15 protein-coding genes are annotated in these 24,365 nt (G+C 75.0%); 3 read left to right on the forward strand and 12 right to left on the reverse strand.

Annotation, left to right across the window (positions count from 1 at the left end):
* Nucleotides 1-629 (reverse strand): ABC transporter permease (locus B100_RS0115285; protein ID WP_024885315.1); only part of this gene is annotated, 629 nt, incomplete at its 3' end.
* A gap of 129 nt (nt 630-758) precedes the next feature.
* Here B100_RS0115285 and B100_RS33965 point away from each other — a divergent pair.
* The gene (locus B100_RS33965; protein ID WP_037722859.1) at nt 759-1,394 is read left to right on the forward strand and encodes a TetR/AcrR family transcriptional regulator; all 636 of its coding nucleotides are present in this window, start codon (nt 759-761) and stop codon (nt 1,392-1,394) included.
* 221 nt (nt 1,395-1,615) lie between these two features.
* Here B100_RS33965 and B100_RS0115295 read toward each other — a convergent pair whose 3' ends face one another.
* Nucleotides 1,616-3,235 (reverse strand): glycosyltransferase family 2 protein, encoded by a 1,620-nt coding sequence (locus B100_RS0115295; RefSeq protein ID WP_024885316.1) that lies wholly within the window; start codon nt 3,233-3,235, stop codon nt 1,616-1,618.
* Nucleotides 3,236-3,322: 87 nt separating this feature from the next.
* Nucleotides 3,323-3,817: a MarR family winged helix-turn-helix transcriptional regulator gene (locus B100_RS0115300; protein ID WP_024885317.1), complete on the reverse strand. Its 495-nt coding sequence runs from the start codon at nt 3,815-3,817 to the stop codon at nt 3,323-3,325.
* A 124-nt stretch (nt 3,818-3,941) separates the two neighbouring features.
* Between B100_RS0115300 and B100_RS0115305 the strand changes: the two genes are divergently transcribed.
* Entirely contained in the window at nt 3,942-4,355 is a 414-nt protein-coding gene (locus B100_RS0115305) for an organic hydroperoxide resistance protein (RefSeq protein WP_024885318.1), read from the forward strand.
* Here the strand turns inward: B100_RS0115305 and B100_RS0115310 are convergent.
* From B100_RS0115310 to B100_RS0115350, 9 genes are all read right to left on the reverse strand, one after another.
* Nucleotides 4,304-5,914, reverse strand: coding sequence for a hypothetical protein (locus B100_RS0115310; protein WP_024885319.1), 1,611 nt, complete (start codon nt 5,912-5,914; stop codon nt 4,304-4,306). The two genes, B100_RS0115305 and B100_RS0115310, sit on opposite strands and share 52 nt — an antisense overlap.
* 96 nt (nt 5,915-6,010) lie before the next feature.
* Complete coding sequence (locus tag B100_RS0115315; protein ID WP_024885320.1) at nt 6,011-7,276, reverse strand: hypothetical protein; 1,266 nt, start codon at nt 7,274-7,276, stop codon at nt 6,011-6,013.
* A complete protein-coding gene (locus tag B100_RS0115320) occupies nt 7,273-9,489 on the reverse strand; it encodes a bifunctional glycosyltransferase family 2 protein/CDP-glycerol:glycerophosphate glycerophosphotransferase (RefSeq protein ID WP_024885321.1) in 2,217 nt (738 codons plus the stop codon). The genes B100_RS0115315 and B100_RS0115320 overlap by 4 nt, the downstream gene beginning before the upstream one ends.
* 1 nt (nt 9,490) lies before the next feature.
* Nucleotides 9,491-11,710 carry a CDP-glycerol glycerophosphotransferase family protein gene (locus tag B100_RS0115325; RefSeq protein ID WP_024885322.1) on the reverse strand — a complete coding sequence of 740 codons (2,220 nt, stop codon included), beginning with the start codon at nt 11,708-11,710 and terminating at the stop codon, nt 9,491-9,493.
* Nucleotides 11,711-11,880: 170 nt separating this feature from the next.
* Nucleotides 11,881-14,121 (reverse strand): bifunctional glycosyltransferase family 2 protein/CDP-glycerol:glycerophosphate glycerophosphotransferase, encoded by a 2,241-nt coding sequence (locus B100_RS0115330; protein WP_024885323.1) that lies wholly within the window; start codon nt 14,119-14,121, stop codon nt 11,881-11,883.
* Between the two features lie 147 nt (nt 14,122-14,268).
* Nucleotides 14,269-15,183 (reverse strand): carbohydrate ABC transporter permease, encoded by a 915-nt coding sequence (locus B100_RS0115335; RefSeq protein WP_024885324.1) that lies wholly within the window; start codon nt 15,181-15,183, stop codon nt 14,269-14,271.
* Nucleotides 15,180-16,529 (reverse strand): carbohydrate ABC transporter permease, encoded by a 1,350-nt coding sequence (locus B100_RS0115340; RefSeq protein ID WP_024885325.1) that lies wholly within the window; start codon nt 16,527-16,529, stop codon nt 15,180-15,182. Before B100_RS0115340 ends, B100_RS0115335 begins: the two co-directional genes overlap by 4 nt.
* A 7-nt stretch (nt 16,530-16,536) precedes the next feature.
* Nucleotides 16,537-17,958, reverse strand: a complete 1,422-nt coding sequence (locus B100_RS0115345) for an ABC transporter substrate-binding protein (RefSeq protein ID WP_024885326.1) — start codon at nt 17,956-17,958, stop codon at nt 16,537-16,539.
* A 686-nt stretch (nt 17,959-18,644) separates the two neighbouring features.
* Nucleotides 18,645-22,199 (reverse strand): FHA domain-containing protein, encoded by a 3,555-nt coding sequence (locus B100_RS0115350; RefSeq protein WP_024885327.1) that lies wholly within the window; start codon nt 22,197-22,199, stop codon nt 18,645-18,647.
* 490 nt (nt 22,200-22,689) lie between these two features.
* Between B100_RS0115350 and B100_RS0115355 the strand changes: the two genes are divergently transcribed.
* A complete protein-coding gene (locus B100_RS0115355) occupies nt 22,690-24,345 on the forward strand; it encodes a serine/threonine-protein kinase (protein WP_024885328.1) in 1,656 nt (551 codons plus the stop codon).
* Nucleotides 24,346-24,365 lie beyond the last annotated feature (20 nt).

The following is a 24,365-nucleotide window of genomic DNA, read 5'->3' on the forward strand; positions in this document are numbered from 1 at the left end:
GTGTTGCTGCCCATCCGCGCGAAGATCAGCGCCAGTCCCGTGTTGAACAGGAACTGCAGCGCCAGCGCCGGCACCACCAGCAGCCACGACAGGCTCGGGTAGCTGCCGAAGCCCACCATGATCACGACCAGCACGATCATCGAGAACAGCAGCTGCTGGAGCTGCTGCAGCGCNAACGAGACCGGCAGCGACGCCCGCGGGAAGTGCAGCGCCCGCACCAGCCCCAGGTTCCCCGAGATCGCCCGCACGCCCGCCAGCACCGAGCTCTGCGTGAACGTGAACACGAACACGCCCGTCACCAGGAACGGCACGTACACGTCGCTCGGAATGCCCCGCCGGGCGCCGAGCAGCAGGCCGAAGATGAAGAAGTACACCGCCGCGTTCAGCAGCGGCGTCGCCACCTGCCACAGCTGGCCCAGCTTGGCCCTGCTGTACTGGGCGGTGAGCTTGGCCTGCGAGAAGGCCAGGATGAAGTGCCGCCTGCCCCACAGCTGACGGACGTACGCGCCGAGAGGCGGGCGGGCGCCGCTGACCGTGAGGCCGTGCCGGGCGGCGAGGGCCGCGAGGTCGTCCTCGCCCGGTGCCGGGCTCGCCTGCGCGGCGGGCGGTGTGTGGAGGGCCTGACTCACATCCGCTGCTTTCGCTAGAAGGGGGGTGGGCAACGGGTCCGACGTCGGAACGGGACCGTATCGTCGTGTCGTGAGCGTAGGTCGAATACACGTCGGAACGCAACCGTTTCGTCGATACGGGGGCGGCCTATGCTGGACCACATGACGAACGCAGACGAGCCCGAGCCCCGTCCGCGCCGCCGGGCCCCCGCCGGGGCCGCCGTCCTGCGCGAGGACGTCACGGAGGCCATCCGTGCGGCCGTCTTCGAGGAGCTCGCCGCCGTCGGCTACGCCCGGATGTCGATCGAGGGCATCGCGCGCCGCGCGGGCGTCGGCAAGACCGCCGTGTACCGCCGCTGGCGCTCCAAGCTGCACGTGGTCCTCGACCTGGTGTCCGCGCTCGCCGTCCAGGGCCTGCCGGTGCCGGACACCGGCTCCCTGGAGGACGACCTGCGCCTGCTGTACGAGGTCACCTCCCGTGCCCTGCGTCACCCCGTCGCCTCTCAGATCCTCCCCGACCTGCAGGCCGAGGCCGCCCGCAACCCCGACATCGCCGAGGCCGTGCAGAAGGCTTTGCGCGAGGGCCAGGACGGGGTGGCCAAGGGCATCGTCACCGCGGCGCAGGCCCGGGGGGAGATGCGCGCGGACGCCGACCACGGCCTGGCCCTCGACCTGGTCTCCGGGCCGCTCTACTGGCGCTCGGTGGTCATCCGCAACCCGAAGCTGCCCAAGGGCTACCTGCCCGCACTGGCCCGCGCCACGGCCCAGGCCCTCAAGGCCCTCTGACCCGGGCCCGGGTCCTCACGGCCCTCTGCCCCCCGGCCCGGCGTACGGGCCACTGGCCCGGACTTCGGACCCGCCGGTCCTGGCCTGGTCTCCACGCCCCAGGACCCCGGTCCGGGGTGCGGGCTCGCCGACACGGCCCCGGATTTCAGGCCCGCCGACCCGGCCCGGATTTCCGGTCCGCCGGCCCCGGACCCCTGCTCAGGCCCGTCGGCCCTCGGTCCTCACCCCGTGCCCGGCAGCAGGCGGCGTAGGCGGCCGCGTAGGACGTGGGTGGTGGCCTGGGCGCCGGCCGTCACCCGGAGGGACAGTGCGCCCGCGTGTGTGGCGTAGGGGCGGATCAGGACCACCCCGTACCGGCGGCTCGGTACGGCGCCGGGGCGCAGCAGGCCGGGGCCGGTGAGGGCGTGGGCCGAGACGGTCCGGACCGCGCCGTTGCGGAAGCGCAGCCGCAGCCGCAGGTCCCAGGCGCCGGTGGCCAGGGCGGCCAGCCGGTCGAAGGGGACGGGGACCAGGGCGGTCCACAGGGTGTCGGAGGACGGCCGCAGCGGCAGGGTGCGGCGCAGCGCCGTGCCGGGCCGGTCCCGGTGGCGCCACTCGACCTCCACCTCCACCGGACCGGCCCGCGCCACCGCGCCGTACAGCTCGTGCAGGCGCAGCCGCAGCAGGCGGGTGCGCGGGCGCAGCTCCGCGTCGACGGCGAGCGGCAGCAGCCGGGTGGGCCGGGCCGGCAGGGACTCCAACGAGACCCCGGGCAGGTCCTCCGACCAGCACGGTGTGCCGTCCCGCGCGCGGGCGTACGGCGGGCACAGCCGGGCCGGGCGGGCGGCCAGCTCCCGCAGCCGGGGCAGGTCGCAGGGTGCGGGCGAGGCGAGCAGCACCCGGGCGATCAGCGTGCCGGGGGAGACCGGGTCGCGGGCCAGGTCGGCGGCGTCGTACCCGGCGAGGTGGTCGCGGGTGTGCGCCCACCACTCCCGCCGGTAGGCCTCGTCCCGCAGTGGCAGCTCGCGCGCGTACATCCGCAGGTCGTGGTCGAGGAACTTGGCCCGGGCGGCGCGCGCCAGCCGCTTCTCCCCGGCGTCCAGCAGGATCGTGTGGGCCGTACGGCAGGCGTGCGTGCGGGCGCGCCAGTTGGCGGCGTCCGCCCGGTCCAGCGAGATCGACAGCCGGGGCGCGGACCGGCGCACGTGCCAGACGTACACCCGGTCGGGGACCAGGGCGACGCGCGGTCCGGCGGCCCACACCCGGGCGGTGAACACGAAGTCCTCGTAGGGGAAGCGGCCGTCCGGGAACCGGATGCCGTTCTCGCGCAGGAAGGCCGTGGCGTACAGCTTGTCGACGCTCAGGGTGTCGCGGACCAGGCGGGGGCGGTCGGCCGGGTGGGCGAGGACGGCGGGGGAGGCGTACAGGGCGGGCTCCCACGGCACCTCGCGGCCCGAGGGCAGCTCGCGGCGCACGCACAGACCGCCCGTGACCTGCGCGTCCGCCCGCGTCGCGGCGGCGAGCAGCGCGTCCACCGCGCCGGGCGGCAGCACGTCGTCGCTGTCCAGGAACATCACGTACGGCGTGCGCACCGCGTCCAGGCCGGTGTTGCGCGGGGTGCCGCAGCCGCCGCTGTTGACCGGCAGCCGGATCACCCGCAGCCGGGGCTCGCCCGCGGCCAGCCGCTCGAGCAGGCCGGCGCTGCCGTCCGTGGAGCAGTCGTCCACGGCGACGACCTCGCGCACGGCGGGTCCCTGGGCGAGCGCGGAACGCACCGCGTCGGCCACATGGGCGGAGTCGTCGTGGCCTATGACGACGACGGAGACGGCGTCGGCGTCGGCCGGTGCGGGGTCGGGGTGCATGGCTTCCTCGGGGCGCGCTGCGGGGAGGTCCCGTACAACGTCACCCGCGCCGCGCCGATCCGCACCCCGTGGGCGTCCCCGCGGGCGTCAGGCCCCTTCGGCTGCGGCCTTGTCCAGCGCGGCGGTCAGCTGCGCGAGGGTGGTGCTCAGGGAACGCATCTCCTCGGCCCGCAGTCCGGTGGCGGCGGAGATCCGGCGCGGCACCTCCACGGCCCGCCGGCGCAGCGCGACGCCCTCGTCGGTGAGCCTGACCTCGACCGACCGCTCGTCGCGCGCGCTGCGCTCCCGGTGCACGAGACCGGCCGTCTCCAGCCGCTTGAGCAGCGGGGAGAGCGTGCCGGAGTCCAGGCGCAGGCGTTCGCCGAGCGCCTTCACCGGCAGGGTGCCGTGCTCCCACAGCACCAGCATGACCAGGTACTGCGGATAGGTGATGCCGAGGTCCTTGAGCACCACCCGGTAGACGCCGTTGAAGGCGCGCGCGGCGGCGTTGAGGCTGAAGCAGATCTGCTGGTCGAGGCGGAGCCAGTCGTCCGTGACGGCCGGCGCGTCCGTCGCGGCCGGGGGGCTGGGTGTGGCTGTCATGCGTCCAGGGTAACGCCGGGCGGGCCATTTGGTTGTGCCCAACTAAATTGTGTGCTCTACTTGAGTGCACGGAGGCCGGGTCCCCAGGAACCGGCCGGTCACCCGCCGAAAGGAAAAGTTCCCCATGGACGCGCTCTACACCGCAGTCGCCACCGCCACCCACGGTCGCGAGGGCCGCGCCGTCACCTCCGACGGCAAGCTGGACCTCGGACTGAGCGCCCCCGCGGAGCTGGGCGGCGACGGCAAGGGCACCAACCCCGAGCAGCTGTTCGCCGCCGGGTACGCGGCCTGCTTCGGCAGCGCCCTCGGCGCCGTCGGCCGCGCCGCGAAGGTGGACGTCAGCGAGGCCGCGGTGACCGCCGAGGTCGGCATCGGCAAGCAGGGCGAGGGCTTCGCGCTCGCCGTGACGCTCCGCGTCGAGCTGCCCGACGGCCTCGACGAGGAGACCGGCCGCAAGCTGGTCGAGCAGGCCCACCAGGTCTGCCCCTACTCCAACGCCACCCGCGGCAACATCCCGGTCGAGCTCGTCATCGAGTAGTCCCGCCGCCCGCTGCCGACCCGCGCCAGCACCTCGCCGGTCCGCCGGCTCCAGGCCACCACCACCGCCTCCTCGGGCACCCGCTGCCGGGGCGTCAGCAGCAGCCAGCGCACCCGGTACCGGCGGACCACCGTGTCCCGCACGGCCCGGGTCGAGGCGGGGTCCAGGTAGGCCCGCACGTCGGTCAGCCGCCGCAGCCGCTCCCGTTCGTCCAGCGAGGCGTCCGGCCAGGCGGGTGCGGCGAGGTTCGGTCCGTACCCGGCGATGGCGTGGACGGCGTAGTAGCCGTCGGTGATCACCACCTCGCCCGGGGCGATGTGCCGTGCGGCCCAGTCGTACGAGGGCCAGTCCGGGGGCTGCCGGAAGCCGGCCGACGGCGGCAGCAGCGCCCCGGCGTGCACGGTCAGGAGTCCCGCGACGGCCCCCGCCGCCGCGACCCCGCCCAGCAGCCGGCGCCACACCGGCCACGGGCGGGGCGCCGCCAGCTCCACCGCCAGCGCGAACTGCAGCGGCACCAGGGTCAGCCCTAGGGCCCGGCCGTAGGTGTAGTGGCCGCTCACCCAGCCGTACGCCACCACCAGGCAGTCCAGCGCGAACATCAGCACCAGCGGGTCGCGCCGTGAGCGCCGGACCCGCAGCCACAGGGCCGGCAGGCCGAGCAGCGCCAGGCCGAACTGGCCCGCCAGGTCCAGGTACAGCCGCCGGTGCATCGCGTCCACGCTCGTGTCCCCGGCCAGTGCGAACACGTCGAAGTACGGCCAGCACACCGCCACCAGCAGCGCCACCGCGCCCGTCAGCGCCCAGCGCCCGGCCAGCGCCGGCGACCAGCGCCGCTGCCACCCGGCGACCAGGGCCAGCGCTCCCAGCGCCGCCGCGACCGCGGTGATCGGGTGCACCAGCAGGATCAGCCCGTACAGCAGGCCGAGACCCGCGTAGCCGGACAGCGGGCGCAGCCCGCCCGGCCCCACGTACCGCACGGTGCCCGCGTCCCGGGCCCGCGCGCCCGTCAGCGCCCAGGCCCAGAAGGCCAGCCCGATCGCGAACGCCGACGGGTAGGGCAGGTTGCCCGTCATCGACATCAGGTTCAGGTAGCCGCTCCACCAGGCCCGCTCCACCCCCCACAGCAGGGTCATCGCGGCCAGCGCCAGCACCGGCGCCCAGGGGCGCGGGGTGAGCACGCGCACGAAGCGGCCCAGCCCGGTGAGCAGCACCAGCAGGTTCAGCGGCCCGGTGAGCCGCAGCACCTCCCAGCCGCCCAGCCCGGTCAGCCGGGCCAGCACGCCCTGCGCCACCGCGTACGGCGAGTAGTACGGGCTGCCCCGGCCCGGCAGGTCCGCCATCGGGTGCCGGGGCCGCAGCAGATCCTCCTTCAGGCGCTCCACCACCGCCGCGTGCTGACCGGCGTCGCAGCACAGCGGCACCCGCCAGAACGCCAGGGACATCACCAGGAAGAACAGGAAGCCGGCGCACTGGTACGGCGTGGGGCGCCAGGACCCGCCGCCGCGCAGCGCCGTGGCGCCGTCCACCGTGCGGCGCCGGACGAGGACGCCGGCGCTCACCGGACGAGAAGGGAAAGGGGCATTCGAGGCATTTGCCCAATGTTCCCGGCCCGCGCGCCGGACTGACCTTCCCTCACCTCTTCGAGTGACCCCCGGTCAGCCCACGGGTTCCACGGCCGCACCCCGCGCGGGCACCACCGCCCGCCGCAGCACCGGCTCCAGCAGCAGCGGCACCCCCAGCACCGGCAGCAGCCAGGCCAGGGTGATCAGCCGGTCGCCCCAGATGTTGATGTCCGGATGCCCCGCCTGGTTCAGCAGACCCGTGCAGGCCGCCCCGGCCAGGAAGACGCCGAACGCCGGCCGCCGCAACGCCCCCAGCGCGCCCGCCGCCAGCGCCGCCACGAACAGCGGCTCCCACATCTGCCGCCGCGCCCATTCCATCCAGAAGTTCCCCTGAAGCTGGAAGAACTCCGCCCACGGCCGCTCCCGGTCGGGGCGGGCGAAGTGGTCGGTGAGCAGGTCCTGCACGCTCTCCGAGGTCGACGGGTAGTCCAGCAGCCGGGCCAGCAGCAGCGTGCCGAGCGCCCCCGCGCATCCCACCGCGGCGAGCGCCACGGGACCGCGCCCCGACGGCACGCCCCGCCACCGGCGCCGTACGGCGACCGCCGCGCCCGCGGCCGCCAGGCACAGCCCGAGGAACAGCGCCTGGGAGTGCTTCACGGTGAACAGCGCGAGCAGCGCGCCGCCCACCAGCGCCAGGCCCGTCCGCGGCCGGGTCCCGCCCAGCACCAGGGCGCAGCCCCACAGCGCGGCCAGGGTGAGGTCCAGCAGCAGTCCCTCGGTCATCGGGCGCATCGCCGTCGTCCCGCACGGCAGGACGAGGAACAGCACCTGTCCGGTGAGCGCGAGCGGCACCGGGACCGCCAGGGCGCGCAGCACGAGGTACGCGAGCACCCCGCCCGCGCAGGTGATCACCACGCCCGCGGCCCACACCCCCCAGGTCACCCCGAGCAGGGTGACGAACGGCAGCAGGAACACCGGGTAGCCGGGCCGCACCTCGAAGATCCGCATGAACCGCTCCGGCATGAACGGCACCGTGTGCCCGGCGGTGTCCTCGGCCGCCAGGCGCGCCTTCACCTGCCGCCACTCCTGCTCCCGGCACTCCTGAAGGACCCGGGGCGCGGGATCCGGGGCGTGGAAGCGCACCACGTCCACGTTCTGCGCGCGGTGCGCCATCGCCGCCCGGCCCGCGCAGTAGTGGTCGATGGTGGCCTCCGCCGCCTCCCGCTCGTCCGCGCCGCCCAGACTCAGCGCGTACGACACGTAGTTCTTGCTGTCGGGGGTGTCGCGGCCCTCCACGTTGGCCAGTTGCAGCAGCGCGAACAGCGCCGCCAGCAGCAGCACCCAGGTGCGCGGCGTCACGACGGCGTCAGCAGGTCACGGCCGCCGGCCTGGGCGGGCAGCAGGCCGGGGCCGGCCGGCGGGTCGGGCATCGGCTCGCCCAGCATCAGCGTGCGCACCACCCGTTCGGCGGCCCCGCCGTCGTCGAACTCGCAGAACCACTCCCGGAACGCCGCCCGCAGCCGCGCCGACTCCGCGTCCGCCCAGGTCCCGGACGCGAAGAGCCACGCCAGCTCCCGGTAGGTACGCGTCACATGGCCGGGTGCCTCGGCCGTGACGTCGACGTACGCGCCCCGGCTCGCGCGGAAGGCGTCCCAGTCGTCGGCGTGGATCACGATCGGCCGGTCGAGCAGGGCGTAGTCGACCATCACGGCCGAGTAGTCGGTGACCAGGACGTCGGCCGCGAGCAGCACGTCCTGCACCTCCGGCTCGTCCGTGGCGTCCACCAGCACGCCCCGCCGGTGCAGCTCCGCGAGACCCAGCCCGCGGGCCGGCCCGTCGGCGAGCGAGGGGTGCAGCCGGACCACGAGGGTGCGGCCCTCGCCCAGGTCGGCGGCGAAGCGGGCCAGGTCGATCCGCTCCACCAGGCCGTCCCTGCGGTAGTCCCGGCGGGTCGGCGCGTACAGCACCACCGTGTCGCCGTCGGGGACGCCGAGCCGCTCCCGCGTCGCGCGGGCCCGCTCCTCGTCCCCCCGCACCAGGACGTCGTTGCGCGGGGAGCCCGACCGCAGCGAGGTGAAGTGGCAGGGGAAGGCCCCCTCCCACACCCGCTCGGAGTGGCGGTTGGCGACCAGGCTGTAGTCCCAGCGGTCGGCCCGGCGCAGCATCCGCGGCACGTCGAAGTGCAGCCGGGCGCCGGGCTTGCCCAGCAGATCGGCGCCCATGTACTTCAGCGGGGTGCCCTGGTGGGTGTGGACGTGCACGCTCCCCGGGCGTTTGGCGAGCGTCCACGGCCAGTTGACGTTGTTGACGAAGTAGGTGGCCCGCTCCGTCACCCGGCGGTAGCCGGGCGAGTCGAGCAGCACGTACGGGGTGTCCGGCGGCAGGGCCGCGGCCCGCTCCTCGTCCGCGACCACCCACACGCCCCGGACGTGCGGGGCGAGTTCGCGCGCGGCCCGGTAGACGGCCGCCGGGTCGCCGTACATCCCGCGGTGCGAGAACGCCGAGTACACGGCGAGGTCCGGATCCAGCGGGCGGCGCAGCCGCGACCGGGCGCGCACGGCCCGCGCCGCCGTCGCCGCCCGCACCTGCCCGGCCCGGCGGGCCAGGTCCCGGCCGGTCCGCTGGGCGCGCCGCCGCAGCACGTAGCCGGCGTAACCGCCCTCCAGCGCCCGCAGTTCGGCGGGGATCCGGACGCCGGGCGGCCGGTGCGCGTGGAACATCTCGGCGGTGCGGCGGAAGAACTCCGCCCGGTCGGACGGCGGCAGCCGGTCCGGCTTGGACAGGATGTCGAGGCAGTGCTCGCCCATCTTGGCGTGCAGGAACGGCCGCCAGTGCGCCAGCGCCGGGCGGGCGTCGACGAAGCGGAACACCCGTGCGTACTGCTCGTGCACGTCGAAGTGCTTGCGGCTGGTGGTGGACAGGATGTTCCCCTGGCGGCGCTGCCGGTAGTACAGGCAGATCCGGTCCAGGGTGGCGATGCGCTCCGCGCTGAGCAGCACCGGGAAGGTCCAGGGCGTGTCCTCGTAGTAGCCGGGCGGGAAGGTGAAGCCCTCCCGCTCCACGAAGTCACGGCGGTAGACCTTGTTCCACACCACCATCAGCAGTTCGAGGATCCCGGGCCGCTCGGCCGCCGTGAAGGTGTTCCCGGCGGCCTCGGTCAGCACGTGGGACAGGACGTTGCGGCGGGTGCCGCCCCACCAGTAGGTGCGGGCGTAGTCGAAGACCAGCACGTCCGGGTCGCCGGTCTCGTCGAGCCGGTCCGCCAGGGCGCGCAGCGCGCCCGGGGTGAGGGTGTCGTCGCTGTCCAGGAAGAACAGGTAGTCGCCCGTGGCGTGCGGCATCGCCGCGTTACGGGCCCGGCCGAGGCCCACGTTCTCCGGCAGGTGCAGCACGTGGAGGCGTTCGTCGCGGGCCGCGTACGCGTCGAGGATCTCCCCGCAGGCGTCCGGGGAGCGGTCGTCGACGGCGATCACCTCGATGTCGCGGTACGACTGCCCGAGCACCGAGTCGAGACAGGCGTGCAGATACGCCTGCACCTTGTACACGGGGACGATGACGCTGAAGCGGGGCACGTCAGCTCCTCACCAGGGTGGCGGCCGCGGGGGCGGGGACGCGCTCCCCGAGCGGGATCACGGGCGGCAGGGCCTCGGGCGGCTCACCGAGCAGCACCCGGCGCACGACCCGCTCGGCGGCCCGCCCGTCGTCGAAGGGGCAGAACCGCTCCCGGAACGCCGCCCGCAGCGCCGCCGACTCCGCGTCCGCGTACGTGCCGTCCCGGAACACCCGGGCCAGCTCCTCGGGCGTCCGGGTGACCGGGCCCGGCGGAGCGGCCGTCAGGTCGAAGCAGACGCCCCGCGTCTCCCGGTACACGTCCCAGTCGTCGGCGTGGACGACGATCGGGCGGTCCAGGTTGGCGTAGTCGAACATGATCGACGAGTAGTCGGTGATCAGGGCGTCCGCGGCCAGGCACACGTCCTCCGAGGAGCGGTGGCCGGACACATCGATGACGCGGCTGACGCGGCCGGCCCGGCCCCCTGCCCCGGGCCCGCCCCGGTCGTAGAAGTAGTGCGCGCGCAGCAGCACCACCACGTCCTCCCCGGCCGCCTCGCAGAACGCCTCCAGGTCGAGGCCGGACTCGAACCCGGTGTGGTGGTCGCGGTGGGTGGGCGCGTACAGCACGGCCCGCGCGCCCTCCGGGACGCCCAGCTCGGCGCGGATCCGGGCCACGTCGTCGGCGCCGGCCGTCACGTACACGTCGTTACGCGGATAGCCGTACTCCAGGTGCTCGTACGAGCCGGGGAAGGCGCGCTCCCACACGCGGGTGGAGTGCGGGTTGGAGGAGAGGTTGTAGTCCCAGCGGTCCACCCGGCCGAGCAGCTTGGTGAAGCTGCCGGTGGCGGCCGCCACCACCGGGTACGTCGACTGGTCCACGCCCATGGTCTTCAGCGGGGTGCCGTGCTGCGTCTGCAGGTGCACGCTGCCGGGGCGTTTGACCACGCCCTCCGCGAAGTTGGCGTTGTTGACCAGGTACGTGGCGCGGGCGAGGAGCTCCCAGGCGCGGTGGCTGCCGAGGACCGCGTACTCCACGCCGTCGGGCACGGTGTGCGCCTGGTCGGCCTCCACCAGGAACACGCCCCGCAGGTGCGGGGCGAGTTCCCGGGCCTTGGCGTGGATCGCGGCCGGGTTGCAGGCGTAGCCCCGGCCCCAGTACGCGCAGTAGACGGCGAGGTCCGGGTCGAGGGGGCGGCGCAGGTGCAGGCCGTAGTGCAGCCGGGTGCGCAGGCCGCGGGGGCGGGGCAGCGCCGCCGCCGCCCGGGCGGCGGCGCGCCGGGTGTCGCGCAGCGCGGCGAACGCCTCGTAGGACCCGGCCGCCAGCAGCCGGTGCTGCACGCCCAGGCTGCCGCCCGGCGGCCGGTAGCCGTCGGGGCGGTGGCGGCGGTGGAGGGCGCTCGCGCGGTGGAAGAACGCCCGCCGTCCGGCGGGCAGCCGCCGGGGGTGGGCGGCGGTCTTCAGCACGGTGGCGAAGAGCTGCTCGAACAGCGGCGCCGACCGCTCGGCCGGCAGGGCCGCCGCGGCGGCGAGGTCCAGCACCCGCTCGGCCTGGTCCAGCAGGTCGGCGTGGTGCGGCCCCGGCAGCCGCAGCCGGTCGCCCTGACGGCGCGCCCGGTGCCGCACCAGCACCCGGCGCAGCACCGCGAGGCGCTCCGCGTGCAGCATCGCCCGCCCGCCCCAGCCGATGTCGGTGAAGTACCCGGGCGGGAAGACCAGTTCGTGTTCGGTGACGAAGGCCCGGCGCCAGGCCGTGCTCCAGGCGGGCAGCCGCACCCCGGTGAGGTGCGGGGCGCGGGACGGGGCGAAGGCGCCGTCCGGGGCGCCGGCCAGCAGGGGCGCCGCGGGAAAGGCCGGCTCCCCCTCCCACCAGGGCACCCGCTCGTGCTCGAAGGGCAGCACGTCCACCGGGCCGGTGTCCGCCAGCAGGGCGTCCAGGGCCGCCAGGGCGCCCGGCAGCAGCAGGTCGTCGCCGTCGAGGAACAGCAGATACGTCCCGGTCGCCGCCCGCACGCCCGCGTTGCGCGCCCCCGCCAGCCCCTCGGACGGCGGCGCGTGCACGGGCGCCACCCGGGAGTCCCGCTCCGCGTGCCCGGTGGCGACGTCGGCCGCCGGGGACCCGGCCGTGTCGCAGACCGGGATCAGCTCGAAGTCTCCGAACGACTGGGCGAGGACCGAGTCCAGCGCCTGGCCCAGCCGGCCTGCGACCCCGTGGGTCGGGACGATGATGCTGAAGCGGGGCATTCTGCTCTTTCCGTTGACGGGGGCGTGACGGCGGCCGCTCAGCGGGCGGGCCGCCGCCCGGGCCGCCCCGTCGGCCGCCGGGCGGGCGGCCGGGCCGGGGCGGGCCGCGACGAGCCGGGGGGCATGGGTACTCCCAGTGGGGCAACGACGGCCGGCGGGGTCGGTGACGGTCAGAAGACGGCCGGTTGCGGTGGCAGCGACACCGCAGCGGCCTCCAGCGCGGCCGCGGCCGACGGCACCGGGCGCCGCCGCTCCGGCGGGACGGGAGGTGCCGACTCCGTCTCCCCGCACAGCACCCGGCGTACGACCCGCTCGGCGGCGCGCCCGTCGTCGTGCGGGCAGAAGCGGTCCCGGAACGCCGCCCGTTGCCCCGCCGAACGGGCCCCGCACCAGCGGCCGCCGGCGAAGATCTCGATCAGCTCGTCCTCGCTGTCGGCCACCGGGCCCGGCGGGAAGGTCCACGGATCGACGTAGAGGCCGCGGGCCGCCGCGTACGCCTCGCGGTCCCCGGCGTGCAGCACGATCGGCCGGTCCAGGCCCGCGTAGTCGCACATCAGCGGGGAGAAGTCGGTGACCAGGGCGTCCGCGGCCAGGCACAGCGTCGTCACGTCGGGGTGCGCGGAGACGTCCACCACCCGGTCGGAGGCGGCCTCCAGCGGCCCGTCGTGCGGCCGGACCGCGCGGGACAGGATCACGAACCGCGGACCGAGCCGCCGGGCCACCCGCTCGAGGTCGAGCAGCGGGAACGGGGTGCGGCGGTAGTCGCGGGGAGCGGGCGCGTACAGGATCGCCACCGCGCCCGCGGGCACGCCCAGGCACTCGCGCAGCACGGCCACGTCCGCCGAGGTCGCCGTGTGGAACCGGTCGGTGCGCGGCCTGCCGTACTCCAGGGTGGTGTAACGGCCCGGGTACACCCGCTCCCAGGTCAGCGTGGAGTGCCGGTCGCCGGAGACCACGTGGTCCCACTGGTCGACGCCCCTGAGCAGCCGGGCGAAGTCCGTGTCCCGGGCCGCCGCCGGGCGCTCCTGGAGGTCGATCCCCGCGTGCGCCAGCGGGGTGCCGGGCGGCGTGTGCACCAGGACCTGCCCCCGGCGCTTGACCAGCCCGGGCACCACCTCGCGGTCGGTCACCAGGTAGGCGCTGCGGGCCAGTGCGGTGAGATGCGCGGCCGTGCCCGGCACGATCCGGCGGGTGGCGGTGGGCAGGGTGTGGTGGAGCGCGGGGCGGGTGACCCAGGCGGTGCGGACGTGCGGCGCGTGGTCGCGCACCGCGGACTCCAGGGCCGCCGGGTCGCCGCCGTAGGGGCCGTCCTCGCGGACCGTGAACAGCACCCGCCCGGTGTCCAGCGGCAGCAGCCGCTGGACGCGGTAGTGCGTCCGCAGCAGGGCGGCGCGCACGGCGCGCAGCGACCGGCGGGACAGTCGGCGCGCCCGGCGGCCGAGGGCCGCGGCCAGCCGCAGGGCCCGGTAGGTGCGGTGCAGGCCGAAGCGGACCAGCGCGTGCCGCACCCGGGCCCGCGCGGGGACGGAAGGCCCGGGCGTCCGGTGGCGCCGGTACTGGTCGCGGGCCCGCCGTAGGAATGCGGCGCGTGAACCGCGGGGCAGCCGGTCCGGGCGGGTGTACACCGTCAGCAGGTGGTCGACCATGCGCCGGAACAGCACCGGCCGCCAGCGCTCCAGGGCGGGGTGCCCGTCGAGGTGCGCGAAGACCCGGTCGTACTGGTCGAAGACCTCGAAGTGGCGTTCGCTGGTGGTGTGCAGGATGCCGCCGGTCCGCCGCTGCCGGTAGTGGACGCACACCCGGTCGAGGGTGGCGACCGTCTCCGCCGTCATCAGCACCGGGTAGGTCCACGGGGTGTCCTCGTAGTAGCCCGGCGGGAAGGCGAATCCGGCGCGCTCGACGAACTCCCGCCGGTAGGCCTTGTTCCAGGCCACCGCCAGCAGGTTCAGCAGCCCCGGCCGGTCGGCGAGCGCGAACGGCGCCGGGCCGTGCTCGGTGAGCTCGGCGGCGACCTGGTTGCGCACGGTCTCGCCCGTCCAGTAGGTGCGGGCGTAGTCGTAGACCAGGACGTCCGGGTCGCCGGTCTCCTTCAGCCGGTCGGCGACGGCCAGCAGCGCGTCCGGGGTGAGGGTGTCGTCGCCGTCCAGGAACACCAGGTAGTCCCCGGTGGCGCGGGCCGCCCCCGCGTTGCGGGCCGGGCCCAGGCCGACGTTGGCCGGCAGGTGCACCGGACGCACCCGCGGGTCGCGGGCCGCGAACTCGTCGATCACCGCTCCGCAGGCGTCCGGCGAGCAGTCGTCCACGGCGATCAGTTCGAGATCCGGGTACGACTGGGTCAGCACCGACTCCAGGCACTCGCGCAGATACGCCTGAACCTGGTACGCGGGGACAATGACACTGAACCTGGGCAAGGGGCATCCAACGGTCGGTGCGGGCGTTCTGCCCGGCAACGCCCGTTGGCCCGGCTTGGTTACGCCGCCTGCGGCATCCGGGGGAATCCGGTAGCACGAAGGGGCGGACCTTTGCCGGTCCGCCCCTCAACTTGGTGCTTCGTGTGCCTACTTGACGGCGCCCGCCATCACACCGGAGACGAACTGCCGCTGGAAGGCGAAGAACACCACCAGCGGGACCACCATCGAGATGAACGCGCCGGGTGCCAGCACGTCGATGTTGTTGCCGAACTGCCGTACCTGCGTCTGCAGGGCGACCGTGATCGGCTGGTTGGCCGAGTCGGTGAAGATCAGCGCGACCAGCATGTCGTTCCACACCCACAGGAACTGGAAGATGCCGAGCGCCGCGATCGCCGGCCCCGCCAGCGGCATCACGACCCGGACGAACAGCCGGAGCTCACCGGCGCCGTCCAGCCGCGCCGCCTCCAGCAGTTCCCGGGGGATCTCCGCGAAGAAGTTCCGCAGCAGGAACACCGCGAACGGCAGGCCGAAGCCGACGTGGAACAGCACCACACCGGTCAGCGATCCGAAGATTCCCAGGTTGCCGAAGAGTTCGGCGATCGGGATCAGCGCCACCTGCACCGGCACCACCAGCAGGCCCACCACGGCGAGGAACCACCAGTCGCGGCCCGGGAAGTCCATCCAGGCGAAGGCGTACCCGGCGAGCGAGCCGATCACCACCACCAGCACGGTCGCCGGGACGGTGATGTACGCCGTGTTCAGCAGCGAGCCGGTGATGTCGTCGTTCTCGAGGAGGGTCCGGTAGGCGCCGAAGGTGAGCTGGGAGGGCTCGGTGAACACCGTCCACCAGCCGTCGGCGGCCATGTCCTCGGGGGTGCGCAGACTGGCCAGCAGCAGCCCGAGCGTCGGCACCAGCCAGAACAGGCCGACGACGATCAGGAAGACACGGACCGCTCCACCGCTCACCCACCGCGCGAGCCGGGACCCGAGGGACTGCCGCGCCTCGACGGGCACGGCGGGGGGCACGCCCGCCTTCGTGACGCTTCCGGCGTCCGCGCTCATCGCCGCACCTCCCGCCTCAGCCGCCGTACGTTGAACCACATCACCGGGATCACCAGCAGCAGCAGGAACACCGCGATGGCGCTCGCGATGCCCGGCTGGTCCTCGGAGAAGCCCTTGCGGTACAGCTCAAGGGCGAGGACGTTGGCGTCGTCCTGCGACGAGCCCGGCGCGATGATGAAGACCAGGTCGAACACCTTGAGCACGTTGATCATCAAGGTGACGGTGACCACCGCGAGGACCGGCGCCAGCAGGGGCACCGTGACCCGCCGGAACACCTGCCACTCGTTGGCGCCGTCCACCCGGGCGGCCTCCAGCAGCTCCCGCGGCATGCCCGCGAGACCGGCCGCGATCAGCACCATCGCGAACCCCGCCCACATCCAGATGTACGAGCCGATGATGGCCGGCGTGACCAGCGACGGGCCCAGCCAGTCCAGGCCGTTGTACGGCTCGGTGAAGTTGTCCGCCGGGAGCCGCAGACGCGCCCCGTCGGCCTTCGACGAGAACGAGAAGGTGCCGTCGCCGGCGGCCGTGGCCGTCTCCACCACCGAGCCGTCCTTCACGGCCTCGATCCGCATCCCGGCGTACCCCAGTTCGGCGGAGTCCACCTGGTTCAGCGTGCCGACGCCCTCGCCGCGGGTGAAGTCCTGCCAGGTGCTGCCGGTGATCCGGTCGTCCTCCGGCTTCGGCGCCGCCGCGGGCTTCGCGCCGTCCGGCATCAAATCCGGGGCGACGCCCACCAGCGGCAGCGTGACCGTGTCGCCGGCGCTCACCGTGTCCTTGGTGACGAACGCGCCGCCGCCGGCCGGCTCCAGCGGCGACTCGCGGCCCGGGTGCGCCTTCGGGAACGCCGAGGACTGGGCGAAGGTGTCGTGCACCCCCACCCAGACGGCGTTCGCCACGCCCTTGTCCGGGTCCTGGTCGTACACCAGGCGGAAGATGATGCCGGCCGCCAGCATGGAGATCGCCATCGGCATGAAGACGACCAGCTTGAACGCCGTCCCCCAGCGCACCCGTTCGGTGAGCACCGCGAAGACGAGGCCGAGCGCGGTCGCCACCGTCGGCGCGAACACCACCCAGATGATGTTGTTCTTCAGCGCGGTGCGGATGCCGTCGTCGGTGAACAGCGCCTGGTAGTTGTCGAATCCGGCGAAGCCGTCGCCGGACTGGTCGTAGAAGCTGCGCACCACCGAGTACCCGATCGGGTAGACCACGAGCGCCCCGAGCAGCACCAGGGCCGGCAGCAGGAACAGTGCCGCCACGGCCTTGCGGGTGCCGGTGACGCTCTTGCGCGACCTGGGGGCGGCAGGGGCCGTCTTCCGGGCCCCCGCCGCCGTGTCCGTCGTCATCGCCGGATCAGTTCCCGTACGCCGCGGCCGCGTCGGCCTCCAGCCTGGCCTGGGTGCCGGCGACGTCCGCCGGGTTCTTCAGGAAGTCCTGCAGCGCCTTCCACTCGCCCTTGCCGGGGGTGCCGCCGAAGGCCTGCGGGGCCTGGTCGGACATGTCGAAGCGGAAGTCGTCCCCGGCGTCGATCAGTGCCTTGGCCATCTTCCGCTGGACCTCGTTGGGGTACGCCGAGGCGGGCACGTTCTTGTTCGGCGAGAGGTAGCCGCCCAGCTTCGCCTGGACGCTCGCCGCGTCCGGGGAGGCCAGGAACGTCACCAGCGCCTGCGCCGCCTCGGAGTCCTCCAGGATCACCGCCGCGTCGCCGCCGGACACCACCGGAGGGGTGTCACCGACCGCGGGGAACGGGAACACCTTCGCGTCGGTGCCCACCTTCGCCTTGGTCTCGCCGATGTTGACCTGCACGAAGTCGCCCTCGTAGACCATGCCGGCCTTGGGCTGGTCACCGCCGGTGAAGGTCTGCGTCACGGACGCCGGGAACTCCGTCTGGAGGGCGCCGTTCGGGCCGCCGGCGAGATAGTCCTTCTTGCCCCAGACCTGGGCGAGGGTGGTCAGGGCCTCCTTGACGGAGGGGTCCGTCCACTTGATCTCGTGCTTGGCCAGCTGGTCGTACTTCTCCGGCCCGGCCTGGGAGAGGTAGATGTTCTCGAACCAGTCGGTGAGCGTCCAGCCGTCGGCCCCGCCGACCGAGAACGGGGTGACGCCGGAGTCGTAGACCATCTGCGCGGTGTTGAGCAGCTCGTCCCACGTCTTCGGCTCGGCCGCGCCCGCGTTCTCGAAGACCTGGGCGTTGTACCAGATCAGCGACTTGTTGGCGGCCTTGTAGTAGACGCCGTACTGCTTGCCGTCGACCTTGCCGATGTCCTGCCAGCCCTGCGAGTAGTTCTTGGTGAGCTCCTTGGTGGCCTCCGGGCCGAGCGGCTTCGCCCAGTTCTTCTCCACGGCCTGCTTGACGGCGCCCGGCTGCGGCAGCATCGCCACGTCCGGCGGGGCGCCGCCCGCGATCTTCGAGCCGAGGAAGTTGATGATCGGGTCCTGGGCGGGCACGAAGGTCACCTTGGCACCGGTGCGCTTCTCGAACTCCGCGAGGACCTGCTTGAAGTTCTTCTGCTCCGCACCGGTCCACACGGCGGCGACCTCGAGGGTCTGGCCGTCCAGCTTGGGCAGGGTGACGGTGGTTCCGGTGTCGCCGGACCCCTTGTCCCCGGCGTCACCGCCGCCGCCCTCGTCGTCGCCTCCGCAGGCGGTGAGGGAGACCGCCAGCACACCCGCGGCCAGGGCCGCGGCGGCCCTGACGGCCCGTCGGGTGGGGGGAGGTGTCACGTGGTGGTCGGGCGACCTGCGTATCCGGATGATCCTGCTCGTCCTGCGCATCACTGCCCCGTTCTCGTACTCCGTCGTACTCCGCCGAACGTTCGAGCGCTGTCCCGTGCGGTCTGGTCTACGCCCGGGGCGTGGGGGTGGCAAGAGTGCGTCCCGTGTCAAGTCGGCGATCGTGACCACGTCGTGACCAGGCGTCACATGCGGTGCGGGGGCGGCGGGCGGCCGGCCTCCGCGGCGCCGGGTGCGGGCGGTCCGCCTCCGCAGCGCCGGGTGCGGGTGGTTCGTGGCTGGGTGCGCAGTTCCCCGCGCCCCTGGGGGCGCTGCCACCATGGCCGCTGCGAGGGCCCCGCTGCTTCGGGCGGGCGGGCAGGCACGCCGCCGCTGCGGGCAGTCGTGCCGCTGGGGCGGCACGGGTGGGCGCAGCGGCACCTCTGCAGCGCCGGGTGCGGGTGGTCTGTGGCTGGGTGCGCAGTTCCCCGCGCCCCTTGGGGCGCTGCCACCACGGCCGCTGCGATGGCCCCGCTACTGCGGGCGGGCAGGCACCTCTGCAGCGCCGGGTGCGGGTGGTCTGTGGCTGGGTGCGCAGTTCCCCGCGCCCCTGGGGTGCTTGCGGCTGCGGCGCGGGTGGGCGCAGCCGCACCCTGTCAGCGCCGGGTGCGGGTGTCCGTGGCTGGGCGCGCAGTTCCCCGGGCCCCTGAGGGGGGCTTCCGCCGCGCCCCCTGCAAGGGCAAGGTGTCCTACAGAAGCGACGGCACCCGAGGTGACGCGACCTGGCGGGCCGCCCGGTCGAGGGCGCTGGCGAGGAGCGCCAGGTCCGTGGGGCCGTTGCCGAGTTCGCGGACCTGGCGGCGGGCCGGCGGGTCGCCCATGCGGTGCCACTCCAGGGGCACGACCGTCGGCCGCAGCGTCGCCGTGCGCGGGATGCGGCCGGTCACCCGGCCGCCCTGGAACGCCGTCTCCCGTCCGTCCCGGTGGGCCAGCCGGCCGCGCCCCGGCGCGGGATCGTCCGGCCCGCGCCCGACGACCGGCGCGTCCAGCGCGACCCGCAGCGACGCCTGCTTCACCGGCTCGGTCTGCGCGGTCCGGGGACACGGCGCGGTCGCCGCGACCAGATGCACCCCGAGCCGCTCGCCGTCCCGGGCCACCGCCTCCAGCGCACGCATCACCGACCCGGCGGCCGGCCGCCCCGGCGAGCCGAGCGCGGGGGAGACCAGCGCGTCGAGGTCGTCGACGACCACCACCAGCCGGGGCAGCGCGGGCGCTGCCTCCGTCTTGCGGCGGTCCGCGCCCGGCCGCAGCCGCACGGTGGCGCTGGGCGGGCTGTCCAGGTCGCCGTTCCCCTCGGTCCCGGCGGCGGCACCGGCACGGGAGGCGGCGGTGCGCTGGGCGACCATCCGGTCCGCCAGCTCGCGCCCGGTGTGCCACTCGGCGAAGTCGGAACGGCCCAGCAGCTCCGCCCGCCGCTTCAGCTCGGCGCTCAGCGACTGGGTGAACTCCCGCATCCGCACCGGGTCGTCGGCGCCCAGGTGGGTGCTGACGTGCGGCACGTCGGTGCACACCCGCAGGCCCTCGCCGTGCCCGGTGCCGGTCACCGGGCCGTTCCGGCCGTCGACCAGGACGATGCCGAGCCGGTCGGGACGCTCGGCCGCGGCCAGCGAGGCGACGACCGCGCGCAGCAGCTCCGTACGGCCGCTGCCGGACGGGCCCTCGATCAGCAGGTGCGGTCCGTCGGCGGCGAGGTCGGCGGTGACCGGGCCGCGCGGTCCGGCGCCCAGTATGGCGGTGGCGCGTCCGCCGAGCGCCCGGGTGTCGTCGGCCGCGTCCGCCCAGCGGGCCATCAGCGAGGCGGGGGTGGCGCGGGCCAGGCCCAGTTCGTCCAGCAGCCGCGCCGACGGGGGCAGCGGCGCCGACACGCGCGCGTGCGGCCCGCCAGCGGGCCCGTCGGTGCGCAGTGGCGCCAGCGCCCGCGCGAACCGCTCGGCCCAGGCCGCGGAGACCGCGTCGACGGTGGCGAGGGTGCCGTGCCCGACCGGTCCGGGCGCCGTGCCGTCGCCCGCGCGGGCCACCCGCAGCAGCCTGAGCGCGGTCGCCACGTCCCCGCTGAGCAGGGCGACGGCCCCGCAGTCGCGGAACGCCGGCGCCACCGCGCAGGCCGCCTCGTACGTCTCCGTCACCGGGGACGCGGGCGAGGCGGCGGGCGTCTCGGCGAGACACAGCAGGTGGATCCCGGCCCGTGGCCCGTCCGCCGCCAGCCGTGCCAGCGCCCCCCGCACGTCGGCGCCGCCGGGGTCGCCGTCCACGACGACCACCGTGTACGGGCCCGCGCCCGCAGGGGCGGCCGTGTGGTCGTGGTCGGCGAGGCGGCGCAGCAGTTCGTCGGTGCGGGCCGCGGCCTGCTCCCGGTCGTGGGCGAGGAGCAGCCGGCAGTCCTGGCCGTGTCCCGGGCGCAGATGCGGCAGCCAGCCCAGCCAGGACCACTCCTCGGTGCGCTCCGCCGACGGGCGGGCGGGATCCGCGGCGACCAGCACGATCTCCAGGGAGTCGGGGGAGTGCAGCGCGGCGAGCTGGGCGAGCACCGCGCGGGCCAGCCCGGTGAGGCGCTCGCGCGGGCCGGCCAGCCCCAGCGTGCCGACCTCGCGCAGACCCACGGTCACGGGGACGACGGGCAGCAGACCGGAGCCGTCCGGCGCGGGCCGGTCCGCCGTGCCGAGCCGCACCGCCAGCGCCTCCGGGTGGTCCGGCCCGCGCTCCCACAGCCGGGAGCCGGGGCCGAGCGCGGTCAGCAGCAGGGTGGCCGGGTCCGGCCAGGTCTCGGGCCGTAGGGGAGCGAGGGGGAGCGGCGCGTGCTCAGGCTCCTCCTCGTACGTGTCGTAGGGGGCCGTGTCGGGCTCGCGCTCCTGCCGTCCGCCGGTGAGCCGCCGTGCCCAGGCGCCGATCCCGCCCCGCCTGCGCGCACGCGGGGGCTCGGGGACGTCGGTGCCCCGTACGGGGGTGCCCTTGCGGGTGCCGCCGAGGGCGTCGTCGTAGGCGTCGGGGTGGGGGTCGGGATGGACGTCGGGCTGGACGTCGAGGTGGGGGCCGGCGGTGGTGCCGTCGCCGTAGCGCCCGTCGCGGGCGTCGCCGGTGGTCCGGCCGGTCGGTCCGGCGGGCGGGGGTCCGGCAGGGGCGGTGGGGGCCTCGTCCCGGGCCGCGTCGTGCACGGGGTCGGCGTACAGGGGCGACGCGTGTCCCTGGCCGGCGTGCGTCTCGTCGGCCGGGCCGGGCCGCGACACCCGCCGTCCCTTGGGCATCCGGGGCACGTCACCGTGTGTCGCGATCCGCACGGTGCGCGGTGCCGGGGCCGCGCCGCCACGCCGCTCGGCCTCGGGCGGGCCGCTCTGCTCCGGCACCAGCGGAACGGGTCCGGGCCCGGCGGTGGTGCGGCCGTCGGTGCGCGCGGGGGCGGCCCGGTCCGCGGAACCGTAGGCGTGGTGGGTGCGGCCGTGCGGCCGGGATTCCCGCGCGCCGCCCGGGAGGCCGCCCGTACCGTCCCCGGGACCCGGCGCCCCCACGGCGCCGCCCCCGGCCGAGGTCCGCCCATCGGCGACTGCGTCCGTACGGTCCTCCGTGTCCGCCGCGCGCGGCCCCGGCACCCGTACGTGCCCCTCGCCGTCCGGGGTGGTGGCCGTCCGCGCCGACGGGCCCTCCGCCGGGGTCAGCCGCAGGGCGGACTCGCCGATGCGCAGCAGCGCGCCCGGGGTGAGCCGCACCGGGCGGGGGCCCACGGGACGGCCGTCCAGGGTCGTGCCGTTGGTGGAGCCGAGGTCGGCGACCGCGACGCGGCCGTCGGCGCCGACCGTCACCGCGCAGTGCAGCCGGGAGACGTCCGGGTCGTCGAGCGGCACGTCGGCGTCGGCCGAGCGGCCTATGCGGATCTCCCCGCCGTGCAGCAGATGCACCCCGCCCGCGTCGGGGCCGGCGACGACATGCAGCCGGGTCGGGGTGGTGTCCAGCTCGGGATGCGGCTCGGGATCGCCCGGGGCGCCCACCGCCAGCACCGCGCCGTCGATCAGCGGGGGCTCGCCCAGCGTGCAGCGCTGGGCGTCCAGGCGCTGGTCACCGGCATGGAACACGGGCGCGCCCGACGAGCCGGAGGTGCCGTCGCCGCCGGAGACCGCCGAGGCCAGCGCGGAGGCGACCGCGGCGAGTGCCGTGCCCGCGGGCGCCGTGACCAGCACGTCGCAGCTCGTGGCCCGCTCCCGGACGGGGGAGGAAGGGCCCAGCGGGTCTACGACGGTCAGCCGGATCTGCATCGCCGTCAGCGGTCCCTTCTGCGCGGGCGCCCGCGACACGGGGGACGAAGCCGCCCCGCGGTCCCCCTCCGCGGACTTCCCCCACCGCCACACGCGCACGTACGGCCAGTACTGCCCGCATCCTCGCACCTGTCACCGACAGCGCGCCCGCCCCCGAGCGTCAAATGATCTTGATTGGTCGGCTCTGCCCGTAAAAATGCCTGACCAGTGACGTCCGGATGATCACTCCGGGCCGACTTGAGATCGGTCACGTCCGACCCGCGGCAACCAACGGACAGAGTCGGGCGTCTTTCCTGCAGACTCCGCGCACAGGCGGAAACCGCAGAACCGTCGAACAGGAACGGGAACCGGTGCGTAAGAACCAGCACAGGACGACGCAGAAGTCGGCCGGCCGGTATCCCGTGCGGCGGCACTACAGTGGGTCGGAACATTCCGCAGCAGGGTGGACCACGGTGTACGCCAGCCAGGCAAGCAGCAGGGAGCGCATGACGTGCGGCCGGTAGGGAGCAAGTACCTGCTCGAGGAGCCGCTCGGACGCGGCGCCACGGGCACCGTCTGGCGAGCGCGCCAGCGGGAGACCGCGGGCGCCGAGGCGGCCGTGCCGGGCCAGCCCGGCGAGACCGTGGCGATCAAGGTCCTCAAGGAAGAGCTGGCGGGCGACGCCGACATCGTGATGCGCTTCCTGCGGGAGCGCTCGGTTTTGCTGCGGCTGACCCACCCCAACATCGTCCGGGTCCGCGACCTGGTGGTCGAGGGTGAGCTGCTGGCCCTGGTCATGGACCTCGTCGAGGGCCCCGACCTGCACCGTTACCTGCGGGAGAACGGCCCCCTCACCCCCGTCGCCGCGGCCCTGCTGACCGCGCAGATCGCCGACGCGCTGGGTGCCAGCCACGCCGACGGCGTCGTGCACCGCGACCTGAAGCCCGCCAACGTCCTGCTGAAGCAGCAGGGCGACGAGCTGCACCCGATGCTCACGGACTTCGGCATCGCGCGCCTCGCCGACTCGCCGGGCCTGACCCGCACCCAGGAGTTCGTCGGCACGCCCGCGTACATCGCGCCGGAGTCCGCCGAGGGCCGCCCGCAGACCTCCGCCGTCGACATCTACGGCGCCGGCATCCTGCTGTACGAGCTGGTCACCGGCCGTCCGCCGTTCGCCGGGGCGTCCGCCCTCGAGGTGCTGCACCAGCACCTGAGCGCCGAGCCGCGCCGCCCGTCCACCGTGCCCGACCCGCTGTGGACGGTCATCGAGCGCTGCCTGCGCAAGAACCCCGACGAGCGGCCCAGCGCCGAGAACCTGGCGCGCGGCCTGCGGGTCGTCGCCCAGGGCATCGGCGTGCACGCGAACTCGGCGCAGATCGCGGCCGCGGAGAGCGTCGGCGCGCTCCTCGTCCCCGACCCCACGCCCGCCCAGGTGCCCGGCGTCCCCGGCGCCTCGGACCCCACGCAGGTGCTGCCGCAGAACCCGAACGGCGCCTACGACCCCAACGCGGCGACCAGCGTCCTGCCGCAGACCGGCCCGCCGCCCGGCGCCGCCGACCCCACGGCCGTGATGCCTCCCGTGCCGCCCGGCCCGCCCGGCCCGCCCGGACAGTCCGGCGGTCCCGAGGACCCGCACCCGTGGCAGAACCAGCTCCGCGCGGCCCGCGACCGCAACGAGCAGACCCAGGTCCAGTACCTCGACCCCGGCCAGGACCCGCTGCGCCGCCGCCCCCAGCGGCAGGTCGCCCGGCCCCCGCAGCAGCCGCCGCAGCGCCAGTCGCAGCCCCAGCCCGGCCCGGGGTACGGCTACCCGCAGCAGCCCCAGCCCCAGCAGTACGCCCCGCCGCCGGAGCGCCAGCGGCGTCAGCAGCCCCAGCCGCCGCAGCGGTACGCGCCGCCGCCGGAGCCGCAGCGCCCCGTGCGGGAGCCGCGCCAGCCCCGGCAGCGCGGCGCCAACCCGATGCGCATCCCCGGCCTGGGCTGCCTCAAGGGCTGCCTGTTCACGCTGCTCATCCTGTTCGTGGCGAGCTGGCTGATCTGGGAGCTGAGCCCGCTGCAGGACTGGATCGGCGCGGGTAAGGGCTACTGGGAGCAGCTCAGCGACTGGTTCGGCTCGATCACGGGCTGGATCGAGGACCTGGGCGGGCCCTCCGACCCCACGAACTGAGCGGGCCTGCCGATTTGTCG

This window comes from Streptomyces sp. CNH189 (assembly GCF_000527195.1).

What these genes read in the sequence shown, in the direction of transcription:
- B100_RS33965 (WP_037722859.1), top strand. Translation starts at nt 759, where the DNA reads ATGCTGGACCACATGACGAACGCAGACGAGCCCGAGCCCCGTCCGCGC.
- B100_RS0115325 (WP_024885322.1), bottom strand. Translation starts at nt 11,710, where the DNA reads ATGCCCCGCTTCAGCATCATCGTCCCGACCCACGGGGTCGCAGGCCGG.
- B100_RS0115350 (WP_024885327.1), bottom strand. Translation starts at nt 22,199, where the DNA reads ATGCAGATCCGGCTGACCGTCGTAGACCCGCTGGGCCCTTCCTCCCCC.
- B100_RS0115305 (WP_024885318.1), top strand. Translation starts at nt 3,942, where the DNA reads ATGGACGCGCTCTACACCGCAGTCGCCACCGCCACCCACGGTCGCGAG.
- B100_RS0115295 (WP_024885316.1), bottom strand. Translation starts at nt 3,235, where the DNA reads ATGCACCCCGACCCCGCACCGGCCGACGCCGACGCCGTCTCCGTCGTC.
- B100_RS0115345 (WP_024885326.1), bottom strand. Translation starts at nt 17,958, where the DNA reads ATGCGCAGGACGAGCAGGATCATCCGGATACGCAGGTCGCCCGACCAC.
- B100_RS0115335 (WP_024885324.1), bottom strand. Translation starts at nt 15,183, where the DNA reads ATGAGCGCGGACGCCGGAAGCGTCACGAAGGCGGGCGTGCCCCCCGCC.
- B100_RS0115300 (WP_024885317.1), bottom strand. Translation starts at nt 3,817, where the DNA reads ATGACAGCCACACCCAGCCCCCCGGCCGCGACGGACGCGCCGGCCGTC.
- B100_RS0115340 (WP_024885325.1), bottom strand. Translation starts at nt 16,529, where the DNA reads ATGACGACGGACACGGCGGCGGGGGCCCGGAAGACGGCCCCTGCCGCC.